This window comes from Bacteroidales bacterium, assembly GCA_035353855.1.
In the GTDB taxonomy this organism is placed as follows: Bacteria; Bacteroidota; Bacteroidia; order Bacteroidales; family CG2-30-32-10; genus DAOQAK01.
This window is the reverse complement of record DAOQAK010000010.1, coordinates 1-20058: the sequence shown is the minus strand read 5'-3', so window position 1 is coordinate 20058 and position 20058 is coordinate 1. Positions and strand designations below refer to the sequence as shown.

General features: G+C 34.5%; 20 protein-coding genes. 12 read left to right on the top strand and 8 right to left on the bottom strand.

Annotated features, from left to right (window positions below):
- Window positions 1-441: 441 nt before the first annotated feature.
- Together PKK00_03815 and PKK00_03810 are read right to left on the bottom strand one after the other, a co-directional pair.
- Window positions 442-669 carry a hypothetical protein gene (locus PKK00_03815; GenBank protein HNW97524.1) on the bottom strand — a complete coding sequence of 76 codons (228 nt, stop codon included), beginning with the start codon at window positions 667-669 and terminating at the stop codon, window positions 442-444.
- Window positions 670-1078: 409 nt separating this feature from the next.
- The gene (locus PKK00_03810) at window positions 1079-1882 is read right to left on the bottom strand and encodes a hypothetical protein (GenBank protein HNW97523.1); all 804 of its coding nucleotides are present in this window, start codon (window positions 1880-1882) and stop codon (window positions 1079-1081) included.
- 197 nt (window positions 1883-2079) lie between these two features.
- Between PKK00_03810 and PKK00_03805 the strand changes: the two genes are divergently transcribed.
- The gene (locus tag PKK00_03805) at window positions 2080-3297 is read left to right on the top strand and encodes an RHS repeat-associated core domain-containing protein (protein HNW97522.1); all 1218 of its coding nucleotides are present in this window, start codon (window positions 2080-2082) and stop codon (window positions 3295-3297) included.
- Window positions 3298-3690: 393 nt separating this feature from the next.
- Here the strand turns inward: PKK00_03805 and PKK00_03800 are convergent, their stop codons facing one another.
- Window positions 3691-4053, bottom strand: a complete 363-nt coding sequence (locus tag PKK00_03800; GenBank protein ID HNW97521.1) for a helix-turn-helix transcriptional regulator — start codon at window positions 4051-4053, stop codon at window positions 3691-3693.
- 148 nt (window positions 4054-4201) lie between these two features.
- Between PKK00_03800 and PKK00_03795 the strand changes: the two genes are divergently transcribed.
- The 4 genes from PKK00_03795 (at window position 4202) to PKK00_03780 (ending at window position 8451) form a co-directional block, all read left to right on the top strand.
- A complete protein-coding gene (locus PKK00_03795) occupies window positions 4202-5965 on the top strand; it encodes a hypothetical protein (protein ID HNW97520.1) in 1764 nt (587 codons plus the stop codon).
- Window position 5966: 1 nt separating this feature from the next.
- A complete protein-coding gene (locus tag PKK00_03790; protein HNW97519.1) occupies window positions 5967-6950 on the top strand; it encodes a tyrosine-type recombinase/integrase in 984 nt (327 codons plus the stop codon).
- On the top strand, window positions 6943-7833 hold the full coding sequence (locus PKK00_03785; GenBank protein ID HNW97518.1) for a site-specific integrase: 891 nt from the start codon (window positions 6943-6945) through the stop codon (window positions 7831-7833). Before PKK00_03790 ends, PKK00_03785 begins: the two co-directional genes overlap by 8 nt.
- 66 nt (window positions 7834-7899) lie before the next feature.
- Window positions 7900-8451: an ORF6N domain-containing protein gene (locus tag PKK00_03780; GenBank protein HNW97517.1), complete on the top strand. Its 552-nt coding sequence runs from the start codon at window positions 7900-7902 to the stop codon at window positions 8449-8451.
- A gap of 821 nt (window positions 8452-9272) precedes the next feature.
- On the opposite strand, the gene PKK00_03775 is transcribed toward PKK00_03780, so the two are convergent.
- Together PKK00_03775 and PKK00_03770 are read right to left on the bottom strand one after the other, a co-directional pair.
- The gene (locus PKK00_03775) at window positions 9273-9500 is read right to left on the bottom strand and encodes a hypothetical protein (GenBank protein ID HNW97516.1); all 228 of its coding nucleotides are present in this window, start codon (window positions 9498-9500) and stop codon (window positions 9273-9275) included.
- Window positions 9501-9909: 409 nt separating this feature from the next.
- Window positions 9910-10713, bottom strand: a complete 804-nt coding sequence (locus PKK00_03770; protein HNW97515.1) for a hypothetical protein — start codon at window positions 10711-10713, stop codon at window positions 9910-9912.
- Between the two features lie 197 nt (window positions 10714-10910).
- On the opposite strand from PKK00_03770, the gene PKK00_03765 reads away from it, so the two are divergent.
- The 6 genes from PKK00_03765 (at window position 10911) to PKK00_03740 (ending at window position 16026) form a co-directional block, all read left to right on the top strand.
- The gene (locus PKK00_03765) at window positions 10911-11996 is read left to right on the top strand and encodes a peptidoglycan DD-metalloendopeptidase family protein (protein ID HNW97514.1); all 1086 of its coding nucleotides are present in this window, start codon (window positions 10911-10913) and stop codon (window positions 11994-11996) included.
- Complete coding sequence (locus tag PKK00_03760; protein HNW97513.1) at window positions 11950-12477, top strand: hypothetical protein; 528 nt, start codon at window positions 11950-11952, stop codon at window positions 12475-12477. The genes PKK00_03765 and PKK00_03760 overlap by 47 nt, the downstream gene beginning before the upstream one ends.
- A gap of 480 nt (window positions 12478-12957) precedes the next feature.
- Window positions 12958-14004 (top strand): hypothetical protein, encoded by a 1047-nt coding sequence (locus PKK00_03755; GenBank protein HNW97512.1) that lies wholly within the window; start codon window positions 12958-12960, stop codon window positions 14002-14004.
- Window positions 13967-14602, top strand: a complete 636-nt coding sequence (locus PKK00_03750; protein HNW97511.1) for a hypothetical protein — start codon at window positions 13967-13969, stop codon at window positions 14600-14602. Before PKK00_03755 ends, PKK00_03750 begins: the two co-directional genes overlap by 38 nt.
- A 105-nt stretch (window positions 14603-14707) precedes the next feature.
- Window positions 14708-15397 carry a hypothetical protein gene (locus PKK00_03745; protein HNW97510.1) on the top strand — a complete coding sequence of 230 codons (690 nt, stop codon included), beginning with the start codon at window positions 14708-14710 and terminating at the stop codon, window positions 15395-15397.
- Between the two features lie 5 nt (window positions 15398-15402).
- Window positions 15403-16026, top strand: a complete 624-nt coding sequence (locus tag PKK00_03740; GenBank protein ID HNW97509.1) for a hypothetical protein — start codon at window positions 15403-15405, stop codon at window positions 16024-16026.
- Window positions 16027-17037: 1011 nt separating this feature from the next.
- Here the strand turns inward: PKK00_03740 and cdaA are convergent.
- The 3 genes from cdaA to folP are packed head-to-tail and all read right to left on the bottom strand — an operon-like array spanning window position 17038 to window position 19340.
- Window positions 17038-17835: a diadenylate cyclase CdaA gene (gene cdaA / locus PKK00_03735; protein HNW97508.1), complete on the bottom strand. Its 798-nt coding sequence runs from the start codon at window positions 17833-17835 to the stop codon at window positions 17038-17040.
- Window positions 17836-17876: 41 nt separating this feature from the next.
- A complete protein-coding gene (locus PKK00_03730; GenBank protein HNW97507.1) occupies window positions 17877-18455 on the bottom strand; it encodes a YdeI/OmpD-associated family protein in 579 nt (192 codons plus the stop codon).
- Between the two features lie 12 nt (window positions 18456-18467).
- Window positions 18468-19340: a dihydropteroate synthase gene (gene folP, locus PKK00_03725; GenBank protein HNW97506.1), complete on the bottom strand. Its 873-nt coding sequence runs from the start codon at window positions 19338-19340 to the stop codon at window positions 18468-18470.
- A 52-nt stretch (window positions 19341-19392) separates the two neighbouring features.
- Between folP and PKK00_03720 the strand changes: the two genes are divergently transcribed.
- Window positions 19393-19941, top strand: coding sequence for a DUF1599 domain-containing protein (locus tag PKK00_03720; GenBank protein ID HNW97505.1), 549 nt, complete (start codon window positions 19393-19395; stop codon window positions 19939-19941).
- Window positions 19942-20058: the final 117 nt, after the last annotated feature.

Sequence of the window (20058 nt, the reverse complement as noted above, 5' to 3'; positions counted from 1 at the left end):
GCTTTTTGTATTTTGAATCTTCTGACTTTTTATAAAGTAAAATCCAAAAAGCAAAGAGCTGGCGGCAGCTCTGAAAGCGGTAGCAATCAAAGAAAAATAAAGTAAGCTGTCCCTGCTTGCTTGTCCAACAATATAAGCAACAACCCTACACAATTACTTTTTTTTCTTTCATTGCTGTTATTATGCGCTACTTCTTACAGTCAGACAAGGCGCAAGCCACAGGCGTAAGGTGAAAAACAAATCCCTGAAATTTTTTAAAACCTGCTTATGCAAAGTTAAGCCAGCGCTGCCCACAGTCAAGGTTAAAATGAATTTTGCTAAAAACTTTTATTTGTTATCATTTTGCTTTTTAATGGGTAAAACTTTTTATCAAAAACCTTGACAATCCCTTTCCCGCTTGCTTTTGAGTTGCCTAAGCAGGTTTTAAAGCATCAATTTGTTTTAATCTTGCTTTAAATCGGGAAAATATTTATCTATCCATTCATTTAGGCTTTCTAATGAATTAAACCTTAATAGTTCTTCATCAGGAGCATTAGAATACTGCTGTTCGATAATAATAACATTGTTATTCTGAATTTCTGTCCTCATTGAATTTATAGTTTCTGTGAGTAAGTAACTACCTTCATTGTACCAATCCTGAAGGGTTGTAATGTTAAATTTAAACTTCATAATATTTATTTTAAAAAATGGTTATATAAATAAATATAGTAAATTAAACTGAAAAGTAAATGGTTAAACAGAAAATCGTTTAAAAAATAAATGTATAGTCGGATTATAGCCGTACATCAGTCGGACATGAGCCCGATATAAGTCGGTTAAGTGTATAGATTTTTGCTATATCACTTATAGCATGTTTATAACTTAATTATGGAAGAACTGAAGCAGAGTTATAGCATATAATACAAAGAGTCCTGAAATGATGCAGGACCCTTTAGTAATGAAAAAATTAGAAAGAATAAAATAATCTATGACAACAAATATATAATACTTTCTTTTATGATGCAGAAAAAAAGAAGAGCCCTGTATTGCTACAGGACTCAACCGCCAACAACGGAATGCAAAAACAAATGAAACAGCCTCAGAACACGTTTACAATCTTCATGCAATTGCCTTGGGCAAGCATATAATCAACCGTTCCCACTCTTTGGAAAAACTCAATACCTAAACATTGCACCACGCTAACAGTAGCCGTCATAGTAGGCGCAGTAGCTCCGGGCAGTGTGGCAGCAAGAGTAAAAGTTGCAGGGGTAGTAATATTAAGAGCAGTAACAGCAGAATAGTTAACGGAAGAAATCATGTTTAAAAGCGGGTCAGTAGGCTCATAATGCCCTGTATTAACATTAACGGCATAATCCGACACCACGCCAATCGCTTCTAATAACCTGAAATGAGTTGCTCCTGATGGAGCTTCGATATAATCTTTAGGAAGAAAAGCGGCAATGGTAATAGTGCCCTGGTTCCTTGCCGTATTATTGGTAACAGCATACGGCGCATTGAACACCTGGGATAAAGACATTTTTATATTAAAGTCAAATCCTGTTAAGATGCTTCTTGCAGCCGATAGCGGAATGGTTCGCTGTCCTCTTGTACCGGAGCCTTTAAGGTTAACTTCTTTAAAAATCTGTGTTAGCCGGGCAGATACTCTCGGGTCAGCTTTACTTTGGATAACGCTGATAAGAGCCATGCGAAGGGTTTTGGCAGCAAAAGCGCAACCGCCGAACTCGGAGTTGTTCTCTCTTGTGCGCACGAATGAAGGGTCTTTGAGAATACGTTCTTTAGAAGGTCCGTTGGCTCTTCTTGCTAAGTCTTCGCCGCCGGACTTGTAAAAGCTAATACCGCCGATATTACCTTTTAGTTTTATTAAACCGGTTTGTTTACTCATAATTGACAAGTGTTTAAGGATTACTAAATATTAAATACTTCTGAAAATTATGAGTAACGGTTGTTACATAAAGAATAGATTGTTTAATATAATAACGCAGCAAGTTATATTGGTATTGTATAAAAGTGTAAAAAAAAAGCAATAAAAGGGTGAAGGCGAACGTAATTATTGTATAAATTTGGTACATATAAAAACCGATGCAGTCAGGAAAAAACATATATTTTTTTGAGAAAGACCTTAGGGCGAAAGGTATACCTGCGCAATTTTTATATGAGAAGGATAACCATTTAGGCTCAGTACTAACTACGGTGTCTGACCACAAGATCGCCAATGATAACAACTCCGACGGAATTATTGACTACTATACAGCAGACATTACCAGCGCTGTTGACCTATATCCTTTTGGTTCTGAAATGCCCGGGCGTTCATTTAACCCCACTGCAAGCAAGTACGGTTTTAATGGCAAGTTAAAAGACAATGAAATTACCGGCGTGGATGGCGCAAGTTATGACTTTGGTGCAAGAATTTATGATAGTAGGATTGGGAGATTTTTAAAAACAGATGATAAGAAACATGTATTAGTACATTTAAGTCCATACCATTATGCACTTAATAGTCCTATTAGGGTGATAGATGAAGACGGCGAATTTCCAATTTTAATTAATGGGAATACTTTTGACGGCGATTATCAAAGAGCAAGCCCAAAATATTGGAGTTCAAGTACTTTAAACACAATTGCATCTACAACAGGGTATAAAATGGGGTCATATTTTGATGGTACAAGTGCAAGTAAGAGCCGTTTTTCTAGCGATTTTTTCTTTGTGGATGGCAATAAAGGGTTATGGCCTAATACTAGAAGAAATGCTGGACTAACTCAAGCAAAGGTTGATGCTCAAGCTGTATGGAATAAAATGAAAGAAACTATGAAGGATGGTAAAATCACAGAACAGCTACAAGTAATAACACATAGTCGAGGTTCTGCATATGGAGAGGGTTATATGGAAGGCATGAGAACAGAAATCCTAAAATTAGCAAATAAAGAAGGAATTGGATTTGCTTATAATAATAACAGTATTATTGAATATTCTGTAAATATAGCTCCTCATCAATCAAATTGGATAAATTATCCAAATAGTGGTACTAAAAATATTAATATTAGTCATATAGGAGACCTATTATCTGGCGATGATGCAACTGGTGATGTAATTAATGTGACTTCAATACCAGAAGAAGAAATGGGTCCAATAGAACAACATACAGATGCAAGCTACAATAAAGAATTAAATTTCATACTAAAAATCCTTGAAAGCGGAACAAGTAAAGGATTATTATTCAATGCTATAAAGGAAGGATATAAGAATTACGATACAGAGAGAACTAACGGAGATGAATCAACAGTAACAAAAGGTAATTAGGAGGATATTATGGATGCTGACAATATAATATATTTAATTTCTTTTTTGGCGTTAGCCCTTATTGGAATTTCATACAAATTCAGTAAATTGTTTTTCTTTATTAATTTAATTATATTTTTAATATACAGCTTTTATTTTTATTATGGATTATACTATATAAAAGAGGGTGGGGCAACTATGGGATGGTGGTTCTATAATATTATAATTACAGGGGTGCATCTATTATTTGTATTGGGTTATATTACCATAAGCCTTTTAAGAGGAAAGAGAAAAAGTGAGATAAATAATTAGGTAGTTATGCAACAACTTCGATAATTATAATATAAAAAAACCAAAGAAGGGAAAGTAAAAAAATAGAAAAGAAAAAAGCCCGGCGTATGCAGGGCTTTAATATTATTGTTTTACATTTTCTTTAAAGAAGTCTTTAAATTTTTTCTTGGTAAGCATAGTTTCAATCATGCTAAAAATAACGGCTTTGTCTTTTTCATCCAGTTCCTGAATAAGCTTCATTTGTTCAATAATGGTTTTATCTTTAATAGTAACTTCTTTAGGCATCTTACCTTCAAAATGAATAAGCTGGTCAATGGTCATACCGAACAGCTTTGCAATTTTATCTAAAGCCTCAATAGAAGGTTCACGCTCTCCTTTTTCCACTTTATTGTAGTTGGCTGGGTGCATACCTGCGGCGGCGGCAATCTCTTTTTGCATCAGTCCTTTTTCTTCCCGTATTTTTTTAATGTTTTTACCTACGTGCATCATCAGAAATTTTTAAATGAAAAGCAATACAAATATAGTCAGAAAGTGAATTACGGGCAACATAATAATTTATTTGATAAATTATGATAGTCATATAAACAATTTATTATTATTTTTGCAATAGTCAAAATGGCAAATAATAAATTATATGGAACAATTACTGAACACCCAAAACCCCGAACATATCACATGGAAGTACGAACAACTAAGCTTTGCCATACTTGGCGGCATACGGCTTGAAGGCTTGGACAGGTTAAGAGTAACCATAAAAACAGAGTTCAAAACTATTGCTATCAGGCACAATCTCGATTTATACAACGACGGACAACTAGAAAAACTTGTACGCAAGTACGCCGAACGCTTTGAAATAGGCACTGTGTATCTGAGTAAAGTATTAGGAGAACTTATTAACCGGTTGGAAAATTACAGGATGCAGGAAATAAAAAATAGTCGTAAGTCCGAAGTCGTTAGTAGTAAGATACTGACAGAAGAAGAAAAAGAAGCAGCGATAAGTTTTTTAAAATCTAACGACTTACTACTTGCTACTAACGACCTGATAGGAAAAACAGGGATGATAGGCGAAGAACATAACAGGCTGCTGATGTATTTAATATTTACAAGCCGCAAGCGGGAATATCCTTTGCATGTTGTAAGCCTTGCATCCAGTGGCACAGGAAAAAGTTATTTACAGGAAAAAGTAAGCGAGCTGATACCCGAAGAAGACAGGATAGAAATAACCACGCTAAGCGAAAACGCCCTGTATTACTTCGGTCAGCAGGAACTAAAACACAAACTTATTTTAATAGAAGACCTGGACGGGGCAGAAAGCGTGTTATATCCATTAAGAGAACTAAAGAGCAAAAGAAAAATAACGAAGACCGTAACACTAAAGGACAACAAAGGAAATACAAAGACGGTTCATTTAACTGTTGAAGGACCTGTAAGCGTAGCAGGCTGTACTACTCAGGAAAGTATTTATGAAGATAATGCAAACCGCAGCTTCCTTATCTATCTTGATGAAAGCAAAGAACAAGACGAAAAAATTATGAATTATCAGCGCAAACTCAGCGCAGGTACGGTAAACTTTGAAGAAGAACACAGGATAAAAGAACTGATGAAGAATGTACAAAGAATATTGCAGCCTGTAAGCATCAGAAATCCTTATGCTGAAATGTTACAGATACCACAGGAAGTTTTTAAACCAAGAAGAACCAACAGCCATTATTTGCAATTTATAGAAGCCATCACATTTTACAAGCAATACCAGCGGGAACAAAAAGCAGATGAAGAAACAGGAGAAGTATATATAGAAACCACGCTTGAAGATATACAGGAAGCCAACAGCCTGATGAAAGAAATATTATTACGCAAGAGCGATGAACTGAACGGAGCCTGCCGGAATTATTTTGAGCAACTGAAAATATATTTACAACAACGCAAATTACAACTTATGACTAACGACTTGCTACTTACGACTCCGCCTGTGGCGGACGACAGTGAAGGGTTTACAAGTAAAGAAATATCAAAAGCCTTGCGCATTCCTGTAAGCACGGTAAAGCGGCATCACCTGCATTTATTTACCAATGGATATATAAAACACTATACAGAAAATAAGAAAACAGAAAAAGCAGGTAAAGGCTTGCTGATGGGGAGTACAGGAAAAAGTTACTGTTATGAAATTATAAGCTATGAAGAATACAAACAACTGCAAAGCCGTATCAGCACAGCATTAGACGAAGCATTAAACAAAGTAAGAGCGCAGCAGCTCACCGGCTCAAATGCGGCTCACTGCACAACTGAGCCGATAAAACCCAATAGCAGCAAGGAAAAGAAGCAGCGGCTCAAAAAGCCCACGACCGAAAGCAAGGGGATAGAAAAAACTCATAACTCCGAACTCATAACTCATAACTAAAATGAAGCATCTTGAAATAAAATCCCCCCAATATACATTCTTACTACAGAACTTTAAGCAGTGGCTTGATATTATAGGTTATGCCGAAACCACGGTCAACAGCCTGCCTGATCATGTGCAGGAACTTTTACACTTCTTGGAACAGAAAAACATTACACAGATAACACAATTAAAATCAAGGCATATCAGCGATTTTAGTCTTTATTTAAAAGGAAGAAAAAATCGGATGCACGGAGGCGGGTTAAGTGCAAGCCATATCAATAAAGCGTTACAGGCAGTCAATACATTTGCACGATATTTAAACCAGACAGGGCGGCATGTTATAGATGTTACACCAAAGAGATTAATAAATGAAGCAGATGAAAGAACCATACTAACGCAAACCGAAATAAAACAACTTTACGAATCCACTTACGAACCCCATTCCGCTTTTAACAGCCTTGCAATGGGACAAAGAGACAGGGCGATTATAGCAATGTTCTACGGTTGTGGTTTACGTAAAGATGAAGGCACACGATTAAACATTAGTGATATTGATCTGAACAGGAAATTGGTTTTTGTACGCAAAGGCAAGGGCAACAAACAGCGTTATGTCCCAATAGCCAATAAACATGCGGAAGATATACGTTCATATATTGAAGAAGGGCGCAACTGGTTTTTATTAGAACACAGGGCGGTATTTTATTACAAGTTTGGAAATAAAAAAACAAATACCGATGATGAAGCTTTTTTCTTAAACACGGAAGGCAAGCGGATGAATAGTTTTTACCAGCGTTTTGCATATATGAGAGAAAGAGCGGGAATAGAAAAACACTTTAGCACGCATAACCTGCGCCATTCCATAGCTACACATCTTTTACAAAGTGGTATGCCCATTGAAGAAATAGCAAAGTTCTTAGGGCATGGCTGTTTAGAAAGCACACAGATATATACCCATATCGTGAACAAAATGCAGCAACAAACATCCATCAATGACAATGAATGACTATTTTCTTAATAACTCAATAACAACAATGAACACCAATAGTTTTGAATATTATCTGAAAGACAGCGGTCTTGCGCTTCGCACCATTGAAGAAAATGTAAAAGACATTGAACGCTTTGAACAGTGGGCGATACAGGAGAATTATACAGATATAGCACACCTGAATTACAATGAACTTTTAAAATATGTACAATACTTAAAAAGTAAAAAACTAAGCATACAAACCGTTAATATCAGGGTATGCAGCATACGCAAGTATTATGATCATTTAAAAGAAGAAGGCATTATAGAAATAAATCCTGCACGGCATTTACATATAAAAGGACAGATGCAGCGCATTACAGAGAACCCGTTAACCTACACCGACCTTGAAACCCTTTACAACCAATATGCAGAATACAGCAAAGACAAAAGAAACCGCCTGCGCAGCTTATCCATGTTAGGACTTATTGTATGGCAGGGCTTGCATGGCGGTGAACTTGGAAAAATAGAAGTGCAGCATATCAATCTGAATAACGGAACTGTGTATATACCCGGTACAAGGAGAAGCAACAGCAGGGAATTAAAGTTAGAAGCAAAACAGATCATCGTTCTTAACGATTACCTGAACGCCCTGCCCATAGACCAAACCTGTCTTTTTGTTGCAAGCCGGACAAGCAATATTATTAACTGGTTGCTCGGCGAACTCAGGGGGCTTAATCCCGTTATCAGGAATGTTCAGCATATAAGAGCATCGGTATTTTTGTACTGGCTTAAGATGTATGACAAAAGGCAGGTGCAATATATGGCGGGGCATCGTCTTATCAACAGCATACAGCATTATGAAGTACAGGAGCTGGACAGCCTTACAGACATGTTAAGCAAGCATCATCCGTTTGGTTAAAATTGGGTATCGCAAATTGCGACACCCAATTAATATTTTTATTTTTGTCCCATTAAAAAAATAGATATGAGTAAAACAGAAAACAAAATCATGATACCTGAAGAAATTATTTTATCTAAAATATATCTTATACGAGATAAAAAGGTAATGCTTGACAGGGATCTTGCGGAATTTTACGGGATAGAAACAAGGCGTTTAAAAGAGCAGGTACGCCGTAATATAGAAAGGTTCCCTGAAGATTTTATGATTGAATTTACCAAAGAAGAATTAGAAAACTTCCGTCAGCAGTTTGGTAGTACCAGTAAAGAAATAATGGGATTGCGTATTGCCCCGTTTGCATTTACGGAACATGGAATATTAATGCTTGCCAGTGTATTGAATACGGAAAGAGCCATACAGATAAATATACACTTAGTTCGTGTCTTTAATAAAATGCGGGAAGTACTGTTAACACATAAGGAGTTATTTTTAGAAATGGATAAAATCAAAAGTAAGTTCATCGATTATGACAATAAATTTATTTTAATTTTTGAATACTTAAAACAGTTTGAAGAATCCAAGCAGCAGCAATTAGACCATGCAAACAGGAAAAGAATTGGTTTTAAGAAACACGAATAAAATAAAAAGCCAACGCCAGATTTTGCTCCCGGGCTTCCAAGCCCTTCACCGCATCCGCCATATAAGCTGGTCGTAAAATACCCCGACCCGGATAAAACACCCGCAGCCACCGCAAATCCGTCTCACAACGCTTTTATTTTTTGTCATGCTTTTTGTATATCCGTTGCGCCCCGCAACAAAAAGCATGAGCCTGTACTGAGCCTGTCGAAGTACCAAAAAATAAAAGCCCCAAGCTATTTTACATAATGCGGCGCTATAAAACTTCCATGCTGAACAGCTTTTATTATTATGCATGTAAGTCTCATAGCAGCATTATGTACTACGGGCTGTCGCCAAATAGCCGCACACCTGCGCACACCGACCTAAGCCGTCAGCACTTTGCTTTTTGTATTTTGAATCTTCTGACTTTTTATAAAGTAAAATCCAAAAAGCAAAGAGCTGGCGGCAGCTCTGAAAGCGGTAGCAATCAAAGAAAAATAAAGTAAGCTGTCCCTGCTTGCTTGTCCAACAATATAAGCAACAACCCTACACAATTACTTTTTTTTCTTTCATTGCTGTTATTATGCGCTACTTCTTACAGTCAGACAAGGCGCAAGCCACAGGCGTAAGGTGAAAAACAAATCCCTGAAATTTTTTAAAACCTGCTTATGCAAAGTTAAGCCAGCGCTGCCCACAGTCAAGGTTAAAATGAATTTTGCTAAAAACTTTTATTTGTTATCATTTTGCTTTTTAATGGGTAAAACTTTTTATCAAAAACCTTGACAATCCCTTTCCCGCTTGCTTTTGAGTTGCCTAAGCAGGTTTTAAAGCATCAATTTGTTTTAATCTTGCTTTAAATCGGGAAAATATTTATCTATCCATTCATTTAGGCTTTCTAATGAATTAAACCTTAATAGTTCTTCATCAGGAGCATTAGAATACTGCTGTTCGATAATAATAACATTGTTATTCTGAATTTCTGTCCTCATTGAATTTATAGTTTCTGTGAGTAAGTAACTACCTTCATTGTACCAATCCTGAAGGGTTGTAATGTTAAATTTAAACTTCATAATATTTATTTTAAAAAATGGTTATATAAATAAATATAGTAAATTAAACTGAAAAGTAAATGGTTAAACAGAAAATCGTTTAAAAAATAAATGTATAGTCGGATTATAGCCGTACATCAGTCGGACATGAGCCCGATATAAGTCGGTTAAGTGTATAGATTTTTGCTATATCACTTATAGCATGTTTATAACTTAATTATGGAAGAACTGAAGCAGAGTTATAGCATATAATACAAAGAGTCCTGAAATGATGCAGGACCCTTTAGTAATGAAAAAATTAGAAAGAATAAAATAATCTATGACAACAAATATATAATACTTTCTTTTATGATGCAGAAAAAAAGAAGAGCCCTGTATTGCTACAGGACTCAACCGCCAACAACGGAATGCAAAAACAAATGAAACAGCCTCAGAACACGTTTACAATCTTCATGCAATTGCCTTGGGCAAGCATATAATCAACCGTTCCCACTCTTTGGAAAAACTCAATACCTAAACATTGCACCACGCTAACAGTAGCCGTCATAGTAGGCGCAGTAGCTCCGGGCAGTGTGGCAGCAAGAGTAAAAGTTGCAGGGGTAGTAATATTAAGAGCAGTAACAGCAGAATAGTTAACGGAAGAAATCATGTTTAAAAGCGGGTCAGTAGGCTCATAATGCCCTGTATTAACATTAACGGCATAATCCGACACCACGCCAATCGCTTCTAATAACCTGAAATGAGTTGCTCCTGATGGAGCTTCGATATAATCTTTAGGAAGAAAAGCGGCAATGGTAATAGTGCCCTGGTTCCTTGCCGTATTATTGGTAACAGCATACGGCGCATTGAACACCTGGGATAAAGACATTTTTATATTAAAGTCAAATCCTGTTAAGATGCTTCTTGCAGCCGATAGCGGAATGGTTCGCTGTCCTCTTGTACCGGAGCCTTTAAGGTTAACTTCTTTAAAAATCTGTGTTAGCCGGGCAGATACTCTCGGGTCAGCTTTACTTTGGATAACGCTGATAAGAGCCATGCGAAGGGTTTTGGCAGCAAAAGCGCAACCGCCGAACTCGGAGTTGTTCTCTCTTGTGCGCACGAATGAAGGGTCTTTGAGAATACGTTCTTTAGAAGGTCCGTTGGCTCTTCTTGCTAAGTCTTCGCCGCCGGACTTGTAAAAGCTAATACCGCCGATATTACCTTTTAGTTTTATTAAACCGGTTTGTTTACTCATAATTGACAAGTGTTTAAGGATTACTAAATATTAAATACTTCTGAAAATTATGAGTAACGGTTGTTACATAAAGAATAGATTGTTTAATATAATAACGCAGCAAGTTATATTGGTATTGTATAAAAGTGTAAAAAAAAAGCAATAAAAGGGTGAAGGCGAACGTAATTATTGTATAAATTTGGTACATATAAAAACCGATGCAGTCAGGAAAAAACATATATTTTTTTGAGAAAGACCTTAGGGCGAAAGGTATACCTGCGCAATTTTTATATGAGAAGGATAACCATTTGGGGAATGTACTTACAACAGTGAGCGACCGCAAAATACCCCATACAAGCGATAATATAACTATTGACTATTACACTTCCGATATTACCAGTGCGCAAGATTATTACGCATTTGGACAATTAATGCCCGGCAGAAACTGGAGTAGTGATAGCTATAAGTTTGGCTTTAATGGAAAACTTAATGATGATGAAGTTTTTGGTGCAACAGGTTCTTTCCAAGACTATGGAATGCGAATGTATGATACTAGGGCTTGCAGGTTTATTTCTCCAGATCCAATTATTATAAAAGATAGAAAATATCCTGAATTATCTCCGTTTCAGTTTGCTGGGAATAGACCTATTTGTGCAATTGATTTAGATGGTCTTGAACCAGTTGATATTGTACAGAAAACTCCTCTTGTACAAAAAACAATATCTATTGTTTTATCAGAAAAAAATATTAGTAAGATTGTGAGTGGTTATTACAGAGCTGGAACATCTGCTCCATTTTATCCTGGACAATTTCATGGGGGAATAGATGTAGGAATTGTAATAGGTACTCCAGTAAAATCTGTAGGAAAAGGTGAAGTATTTTATTCAGGTCCAATATCAGGTTATGGTAATGTAGTTATAATTAAACATGACAATGGAGTTTTTTCACTTTATGCTCATTTAAATAAAGGAATAGTTAAAGAAGGTAGTATTGAGCAAGGACAAGTAATTGGAGAGAGTGGGAATTCTGGACCAGCAGGCACTCCTCCACATTTGCATTTTGAATTTTTAATTAATTCTGAAGCAAAAGGTTTGGTAGATTTGCTTCCCGCAAATAACCCAGTAAAGAAAAAAGAACAAAAAATTAATCTTGTGGAAGAAGAACAATATATAGAATGGTCGGGCACAAAAAATATAAAAGGGACAATATCTGATATGACAGAGGAGCAAAAAGAAAATATAGAAAGTGTAATTAATAATGAGTCAAACACTACAAAACCAGATGATACAAAAAAAGAAGAATAATTTTAGAAAAACATTTTTTATAGGGTTAATATTTATTTCATTTAGTTTACATGCACAGACAGATATTTTAAAAAAATCACATGGTAAAATAAAAGGTTATGTGAATTTCCCGAGCGAAATAACATACCGTCCAAGAATGAAAGTATGTGCAGTGAATGCAATAGATACCACCATAAAATATTGTACTGAAACTCGTGCTGGTAGTAACTATATTATTAGCTTACCAATAGGTATATATTATGTATATGCATTTCAGATAGTAGATGAATTGTCCGATATACCCAAATATAGAGCATATTATACAGACCTTTTAATGTGTGGTATGACTTATAATTGTAGTAAATTAAGCGGAGGACGTTCGGTATTATTAAAAGTAAATGTGGAGGAAAATAAAACAATTAAGAATATTAACCCTATAGATTGGTATTGGAAAGAAATCTTAATAATTAAAGAAGATACGGTTATATCAATAAAACAGTAACTTTAGTATTCCAGGTTAAAAACAAATAAAAAGAGTAAATTTATAAACAGTATTAAGAAGCAAACTTAAAAGTATCAACGTATGGAGTCCCTCGTTCTTCAACAGCAAACATTCTTGCAATTAATTTGTTTCTAATAATGTTTATTGTACTCATTCCATTTTTTATTTGAAATAGAAAAAGTTCAATAATCGATAAATGCGCGCAAGCCCGGCAAAATGGCGAGGACAGGGCAAGTGTGAATAAAATTTTAATTTGAATTTAAGCAAAGCAGCCCGCTAATTCAGGTGGGCTGTTACTTTGCTAAAAAATTCTATTAAAATTTTAGAGAGCGCTGAAGCTTCATTTTGCCTAGATTCTTTTGTTTCTTTTCTCATCATGGAGAAAAGAAAATAATAAAAACCTTATTTCATTTTTTTAAGAAAATTTATATTTAAATAAAGAATTTTGCGTTAAGTAAAAATTCTACTTATTTTAGCCATATGTTAGGCAATAAACAATTTGAATTAAGCAACCTCCCGATAGCTATCGGGATAGGGAATGTACTTACAACAGTGTCTGACCACAAACTACCTCACAGCAGTAACAGCACCACTATTGACTATTACACTGCCGATATTACCAGCGCACAGGATTACTACCCCTTTGGTATGCTTATGCCTGGGCGTAATTTTAGCAGTAATAGTTACAGGTTCGGCTTTAACGGGCAGGAGAATGACAATGAAATATCTGGCGTTGTTGGTGCTAATACTACAGCTATGTATTGGGAGTATGATAGTAGATTAGGTAGAAGATGGAATTTAGACCCTAAACCAAGAATTTTTGAAGCTCCTTATGTTGCATTTGGAAATAATCCAAATCTATATAATGATATTTTAGGTGATACTATTAAAAAGAGCTCAGCCTTTCAGAATGATAAAACTGCAATGAATGCATATAAAAAGTGGGAAAAAAGTGAAGCTGGTAAGAAATTTATTTCGCAATATGATATTGGTGGAGAGTTTGAATCCACAACAATAAATTTTGATGTAGGGACAGAGCATGGTGGGGAATGCGTTCCATGGACAGTAAATAAAAGTGGTAAGAAACGATTAGTATCTCCTACAGAATACAAAAGTATGCAATCAGAGGGTGCCGATATGACAAATTACGCAACGACAATGCAAAAAGGAGATTATTTACAATTCGATATACTATTACCAAAATCATCCTCTGATAAGCCATATCCAATTTTTGATGATATTGGTGAAACAATGGCTAATAAAGAATACACTGATGTTGTTGGCGGGCTGACATTAGTGCATGAAAGTCAACATGTTAGATTAATGCAATCATGGCTTAAGAATCCAAACTATGAACATATTTTTAATGCGGGTTGCCAGCACTCTATAATGAAGACAGATGAAGTATATTGGGGTGAAAGGGCAAAATATTTGATTGAAAATAAAGCATCAATCATTATGAATAATTTTTATTCTAAACGATCATTTTATGAAGAACTCAAAGAAGGTACGTTTTGGATTGACTAAAGAGAATCATTCCAAGTATATAATTTTTTTATTTCTGCTGTATGGATGTAGCCAAAATAAATGTGATAATTATATTAATTTCCAAGCAAATGTAAAAGAAATTAAAATTAGCAGTAATTGCGGTAAATGGAATAGAATATTTGTAAATGATGGTAGCTTTCGTAATATTATTGCGAACCCTGTGTTTTATAATGACAGTGTAAATGCAAATTATTATTTTGTAAACTTTAATAAAGGAATAACCTGCTTAGATTATAATACAGGAATAACAAAATATACTGTAGAATTCCAAAAAGACAAATTCAGAGAAGATAGATATTATAGGTTAAATAAATTAGATACATTTATAGTTTTTAACACTTTTTTTAAACTGTACTTATATTCTTCTGATTTACGATATAGTTTTATTCCTACAGATAGTTTGAAAGATGATTTTATATTTACAAATTTAAGGGTAAAAGATTTTCAATACATAATATTTAAAGACACTATTGAAATTGAATTTAAATGGAAAAACTTACCAAATGATATTGAAAAGACCCAGATATATCGTTATAAAATCAAAGTCAACCCAGTTAGAGCCCTGCAGTGTCTATAAGCGTGTCTATACAAAAGGTACGAATATTCGAACTGTGCTTGGTAAACAAATAGTTATAAGCACCACAGGGTTTTCGTATTAAAGTGTATAAGCCTGTTTAGCTTTATGGTCCCTGTTGGTAATGCAGTAAAGGTCATTACTTGTTCTTATGATGTATTTTATGGACTTTGTCTTAGAGGAACATCAAAATATAAAGAAAATGGAAAGATTGATTGGAAAAGTGTTAATTCTTTAATTTCTTATTACTCGAAGGATGTAACAGAACTTAAAGGATCAAGAGGTAGTAGTTCTGGCGATTTTTATACATTTAGAGGAATAATGAATACATATAATAAGGAATTATTTGGTGAAAATTTGAATTTCGGTATTTGTGGCCAGGCCGAAGATAGATGTTTAGCAGAAACTATGGATAAAGGTGATTTTTGGTTAGCAATCAATGAACAAACTCATAAATTACCAATAGAAGTAAATAATTCTAATGATTTAAAAAGCCTTCTTATTCATGAATGGGAACATAATCTTCTAAAAGAAAATGATCCTGCATATGATGCATTAGGAACGTTATCTGAATCAACTAAAGAATTAGAATCTTTGAATGCGGAAATTATTAATAAAAATTTTAAAGGTGTTTCTAAAGCATACAGAAATCATGTTATAGGCAATATTGCAGATGAATTTGGCAAAATGAACCAAAAAGAATTAGACTATTGGAAACCAATAATTGAAAAAGAATTAAATGGAACTTATACGAAAAATAATGAAGGTATATTTGAATTTAAAAAGAATAAAAAATAAATATTATGAAAAAAATTATAATTCTTATTAATGTTATTTTGGTATTTCTTGTATTTATTATTTTAAATTGTTGTAATAATGATAATAAAGTTATAGATAAAAACAATATAGATATAGAAAGAAATATTATAAAAAAAGATACGATTATTATTAATTGGATAAAAAGTTATTTTTATTTTAATAATAAGATTAACTATAAATCAAATTTATCAGGATTTTATTTAGAAATAATAATTAACAATTATACTTCAAAAAAACTTATATTAAATGTTCGTGACAATGAAGATGAGATATTAGAAAGCAATTTTTATTTGTTATATTATAATGAAATAAAAAAGGTAAATGATACTATTGATATTGAGTTTATGGATCGAGGAAAAATACATGAAATTTTACCAAACGTCTCAGATACATTGTTGTTAAAATCCGTTATGCATTCTCTTAGTGATGAAGATTTATGTTTGTCTACATATAAAATTTGTAAAGAAAGTAAGCTTATGCTAAAATCAAATCCTTTACTTGAATATAAATCATTAATGGAAATATCAAAAGGGGATGAATTTAAAATTGAAATTAGATTTTCTAGATCATTACCTAAACTTGTACCTCCTACTGATGGCGCGCATTAACGCAAACGGTTGGTGCCCTTGATGGTGCTCGTTAAAATGTGTTCGCGCCCCCGCTGCTGCGCGATTGTATCGCGTGGTATATAACACGCATAAACGCCAATGGTTCGCGCTCGTTTAGCGAAGCGTAACGAGTGCAAATAAAAATAAAATACAAAAACAGAAAGCTTGGTTTTCTTTTTTATACCCTATCCTCTAACACTCAAAGCCAGCGCCCTTCCCCTTGAAAAAGGGGAAGGAAGGAAATAAAAGGAACAAGTAAATAAAATACATCCAGAAAGCTTGGTTTTCCAGGCTTTCTGTTTTATCTACCACGTTCAATATTTTTTAGTTTCTGCTTATTTCTTATTTCGCCTAAATTTTTTTCTCTGTTTAAAGATTTGTCAAATTCCTGCAAAACCTCATTACTAAAGCCTAAGCGGTTTAATCTAAATTTTTTATTTTTATACTCGTTCTTATCAGGTTTGTAAAGGCAAAACTGTTTAGAACGAGTTATACCGTACAGAAAACAAAAAATATTTTTGCAAAAATCTTTTCTGTCGGTATAATAATAATCCCATGATGGCGCCATGCTATGCAAAATAAAATACAAATAACTCAAACCAAATTTCTGTGCAACAGAAAAAGTGCGTTGGCAGGAAAATCCGGCGAGGGTGTGCATACATGTGTGTTTGCAGCATCGGATTTTCTTGACTTTTTGTTACTTTTTGGTCAAGCAAAAAGTAAGTAGAGAAAAATAATCAAACCCTCAAACCTTTGAAGACTCCACCCTTAAAGCCATCCAAGACTTCAAAGGTTATCCATAGATGGCACTCGTTAATACACAATAAATATTCAAATTTTAGATAATAAATGTAAAAATGGAAATTTTGTAAACACGTTGATTTATCCCGGAAGAGGCATAAGTTGAAAAATAAATTTAGTTCACAGTGAGCAATTTTGACAATGAATGATTCCGCCGCAGACGGATAATGACCATTAATGACAGCGAAGTAAATAACTTAAATAAAAAAATTAATGTAACCGGAATTCTTTTATCAGTAAATCCCTAAGTTTTGCAGGTTTTATATTTACTGTTAACTCACCATTTTGAGCAACAGAAATTTCTCCACGTTGTTCTGATACAACAATTGCAATCGCATCCGATTCTTCGGTAATGCCTGCTGCTGCTCGGTGTCGCAATCCTAAATGAGTAGGGAAGTCGGATTTTTCTGATACAGGAAGCACACAGCGTGCTGCTTTTATTTTATTTCCTCCGATAATAACCGCGCCATCGTGCAAAGGGCTGTTCTTGTAAAAAATATTTTCAATAAGTTGTTTGGAAATACTTGCGTTTAATGATTCTCCTGACTGAACATATGCTTTAAGTTCGTTCCGGCGTGAAATAACGATCAGGGCTCCGGTAAATGATGATGCCATCGTTTCGCATGCATTCACTATTGGTTCAATGTCCAGTCCTTCCATCTGGCTCATTTGCCAGCGTAATCCACGCAATCCTTTCGTACCTTTCTTAAGAAAATTTGGTGAGCCTAATATAAGAAGGAACTGTCGAATCTCCTGTTGAAAAACAATGATAAGAGCAATAACACCCACACTGATGAATTGTCCTAGTATTTCGGAAAGCAGTTTCATTTCGAATGCTTTTACAACAACCCATGCAATATAAATTGCAATGATGCCGATAAAAATATTAACGGCCCCTGTGCCTTTGATCAGCTTGTATAACTGGAAAAGGAGGATGGTTACCAATAGCACATCAATCACATCAAGGATGCGGATGTCTAAAAAATCGGTGATGAATAATGGTGTCATATAAAAGCCAAATATATAGAAAAATTGTTTAGAGGCAAAAACTATAACGTTCCGGGTTTAAAATTTTTTAGAGAATACTCCACAACCTTTGCTATTCTTCGTTTGCGGGCATCATCTTTTTTTACAAAGCATATCCATCCAATATACATACGCTGATAGCATGGCGCAAATGCTGAAAAATTTTTCCACGCACCGGGAGTAGCTTTGAGTGCTTTTTTCAAGTCGTCGGGAAGTGGCTGCGGAACTTTTATTCCATAAGCTTTTTCCCATTGACCATTCTTTTTTGCTTCTTCAATTTTTACAATTCCGGCTTCAGTCATTTTACCTGATTCGATCAGTGTTGTAACTTTATCTTTATTTATTTGCGACCATATACTGCGGGGTTTTCGAGGAGTGAAACGTTGAATGAAATAATCATCGTTATACCTTTTTACCATTCCGTCAATCCATCCAAAACAAAGTGCTTCATCAAGTGCCTCCCTGTATGTGATGCATTTTATTTTCGAATCTTTCTTTCTTATAGCAAGCCAGATAAAATCAATTTTATCATGATTTTTACTTAACCATGTGCGCCACAGTTTCTGAGTTTTGAATGTAGCAGGTATTATTTCGTTATACATTTTAATACGAAATTATACAATGGGATTTTTTAAGGCGTTGAATAATTTCACGGTTTCAACCGCTTCTTTAACATCATGAACACGAAGAATATTTGCACCTTTCATTAATGCCATGGTGTTCAATACCGTTGTTCCGTTCAAAGCACTTTCGGGTTTGGTGCCCAAAACTTTATTGATCATTGATTTTCTGGAAACCCCTGCTAATATTGGTAAATTTAAAGTTCTGAAAAAATCGAGATGGTTTAATAAATCGTAATTATGCTCAACTGTTTTTCCAAAACCAAAACCCGGATCGATAATAATATCGTTCACTCCAAGCTGTACAAGTTGATTTATTTTTTCTGAAAAATAATACAACACTTCCTGTACAACATTTTTGTAATGCGGTGCTACTTGCATGTTTTCCGGAGTCCCTTGTATATGCATTATTATATAAGGTACCTGAAGTTTTGCAATTGTGGTGAACATTTTTTCATCAAACTGTCCAGCTGAAATATCGTTGATGATACAGGCTCCTTCTTCAATTGCAGCTTTTGCAATTTCGGAACGGAATGTGTCAATTGAAATAATAATTTCAGGAATTTCTTTCAATAATAATTTTACAACAGGAAGTAACCTTTTTTTTTCTTCAGAAAGACTTACTGTTTTTGCTCCCGGTTTTGTTGAAACAGCGCCTATATCAATTATTGCAGCGCCTTCATCAATCATTATTTTAGTATGTTCAATAATATTATTGATAGCGCTGTATTTGCCACCGTCGTAAAATGAATCGGGAGTAATATTTAATATGCCCATTATTACAGGCTTTTCAAGTATTAATAGTTTTCCACAGCAATTGATAGATTTTTGTGAAGAAAAAAATGTATTTTTATGCAAAGTATTCATTACTACTTTTATTTTTGCAATATAATTAAGATGCTAAATTATCAAAATAAAAATGAATAAAACATTAGAGCAATATAATTCGGTGATTGACGCGTGCAGAGATATATTTAACAGTAAACTCAAGGACTATGGTACGTCATGGAGGATTTTGCGCACCCCATCAGTAACCGACCAGATTTTTATCAAAGCACAGCGAATACGCAGCATTGAAGAGAAAGGAACACAAAAAATTCATGACGATATCCGTTCAGAATACATAGGTATTATTAACTATTGTGTCATTGCTCTTATTCAACTGGAGCTGGGATCGAGCATTGAAAACGAAAACCTGCCCGAAAAACAGGCACATGATCTATATGAGAAATATTCTTCAAAAGCAAAATCGCTGATGGAAGATAAAAATCACGATTACGGTGAAGCATGGCGCGACATGCGTATTAGCTCGCTCACTGATATTATTTTAATGCGAATAAAACGAATTAAGCAAATTGAAGACCATGCCGGAAAAACATTCGATTCTGAAGGTGTGGATGCCAATTACCTTGATATGATTAATTACGCTGTATTTGCTTTGATAAAATTAATGGAAATAAAAAAATAAAAATCATACGGGCAGTTTCATTTACATTTTAATTGCATCCACTAATAGTAAATTCAGAACTAATTTATACTCAAAGAAAACAGGTTTGCAAAAAATCAAGATTGAATGAGCTGAAAA

Bases quoted from the DNA above. Each gene is read 5' to 3' on its own strand.
- PKK00_03745 (HNW97510.1), top strand. From the start codon at position 14,708: ATGGTCCCTGTTGGTAATGCAGTAAAGGTCATTACTTGTTCTTATGAT.
- cdaA (HNW97508.1), bottom strand. From the start codon at position 17,835: ATGACACCATTATTCATCACCGATTTTTTAGACATCCGCATCCTTGAT.
- PKK00_03720 (HNW97505.1), top strand. From the start codon at position 19,393: ATGAATAAAACATTAGAGCAATATAATTCGGTGATTGACGCGTGCAGA.
- PKK00_03750 (HNW97511.1), top strand. From the start codon at position 13,967: ATGAAGAACTCAAAGAAGGTACGTTTTGGATTGACTAAAGAGAATCAT.
- PKK00_03765 (HNW97514.1), top strand. From the start codon at position 10,911: ATGCAGTCAGGAAAAAACATATATTTTTTTGAGAAAGACCTTAGGGCG.
- PKK00_03770 (HNW97515.1), bottom strand. From the start codon at position 10,713: ATGAGTAAACAAACCGGTTTAATAAAACTAAAAGGTAATATCGGCGGT.
- PKK00_03810 (HNW97523.1), bottom strand. From the start codon at position 1,882: ATGAGTAAACAAACCGGTTTAATAAAACTAAAAGGTAATATCGGCGGT.
- PKK00_03790 (HNW97519.1), top strand. From the start codon at position 5,967: ATGAAGCATCTTGAAATAAAATCCCCCCAATATACATTCTTACTACAG.
- folP (HNW97506.1), bottom strand. From the start codon at position 19,340: ATGAATACTTTGCATAAAAATACATTTTTTTCTTCACAAAAATCTATC.
- PKK00_03730 (HNW97507.1), bottom strand. From the start codon at position 18,455: ATGTATAACGAAATAATACCTGCTACATTCAAAACTCAGAAACTGTGG.
- PKK00_03740 (HNW97509.1), top strand. From the start codon at position 15,403: ATGAAAAAAATTATAATTCTTATTAATGTTATTTTGGTATTTCTTGTA.
- PKK00_03800 (HNW97521.1), bottom strand. From the start codon at position 4,053: ATGCACGTAGGTAAAAACATTAAAAAAATACGGGAAGAAAAAGGACTG.
- PKK00_03760 (HNW97513.1), top strand. From the start codon at position 11,950: ATGAGTCAAACACTACAAAACCAGATGATACAAAAAAAGAAGAATAAT.
- PKK00_03815 (HNW97524.1), bottom strand. From the start codon at position 669: ATGAAGTTTAAATTTAACATTACAACCCTTCAGGATTGGTACAATGAA.
- PKK00_03795 (HNW97520.1), top strand. From the start codon at position 4,202: ATGGAACAATTACTGAACACCCAAAACCCCGAACATATCACATGGAAG.
- PKK00_03805 (HNW97522.1), top strand. From the start codon at position 2,080: ATGCAGTCAGGAAAAAACATATATTTTTTTGAGAAAGACCTTAGGGCG.
- PKK00_03780 (HNW97517.1), top strand. From the start codon at position 7,900: ATGAGTAAAACAGAAAACAAAATCATGATACCTGAAGAAATTATTTTA.
- PKK00_03775 (HNW97516.1), bottom strand. From the start codon at position 9,500: ATGAAGTTTAAATTTAACATTACAACCCTTCAGGATTGGTACAATGAA.
- PKK00_03755 (HNW97512.1), top strand. From the start codon at position 12,958: ATGTTAGGCAATAAACAATTTGAATTAAGCAACCTCCCGATAGCTATC.
- PKK00_03785 (HNW97518.1), top strand. From the start codon at position 6,943: ATGAATGACTATTTTCTTAATAACTCAATAACAACAATGAACACCAAT.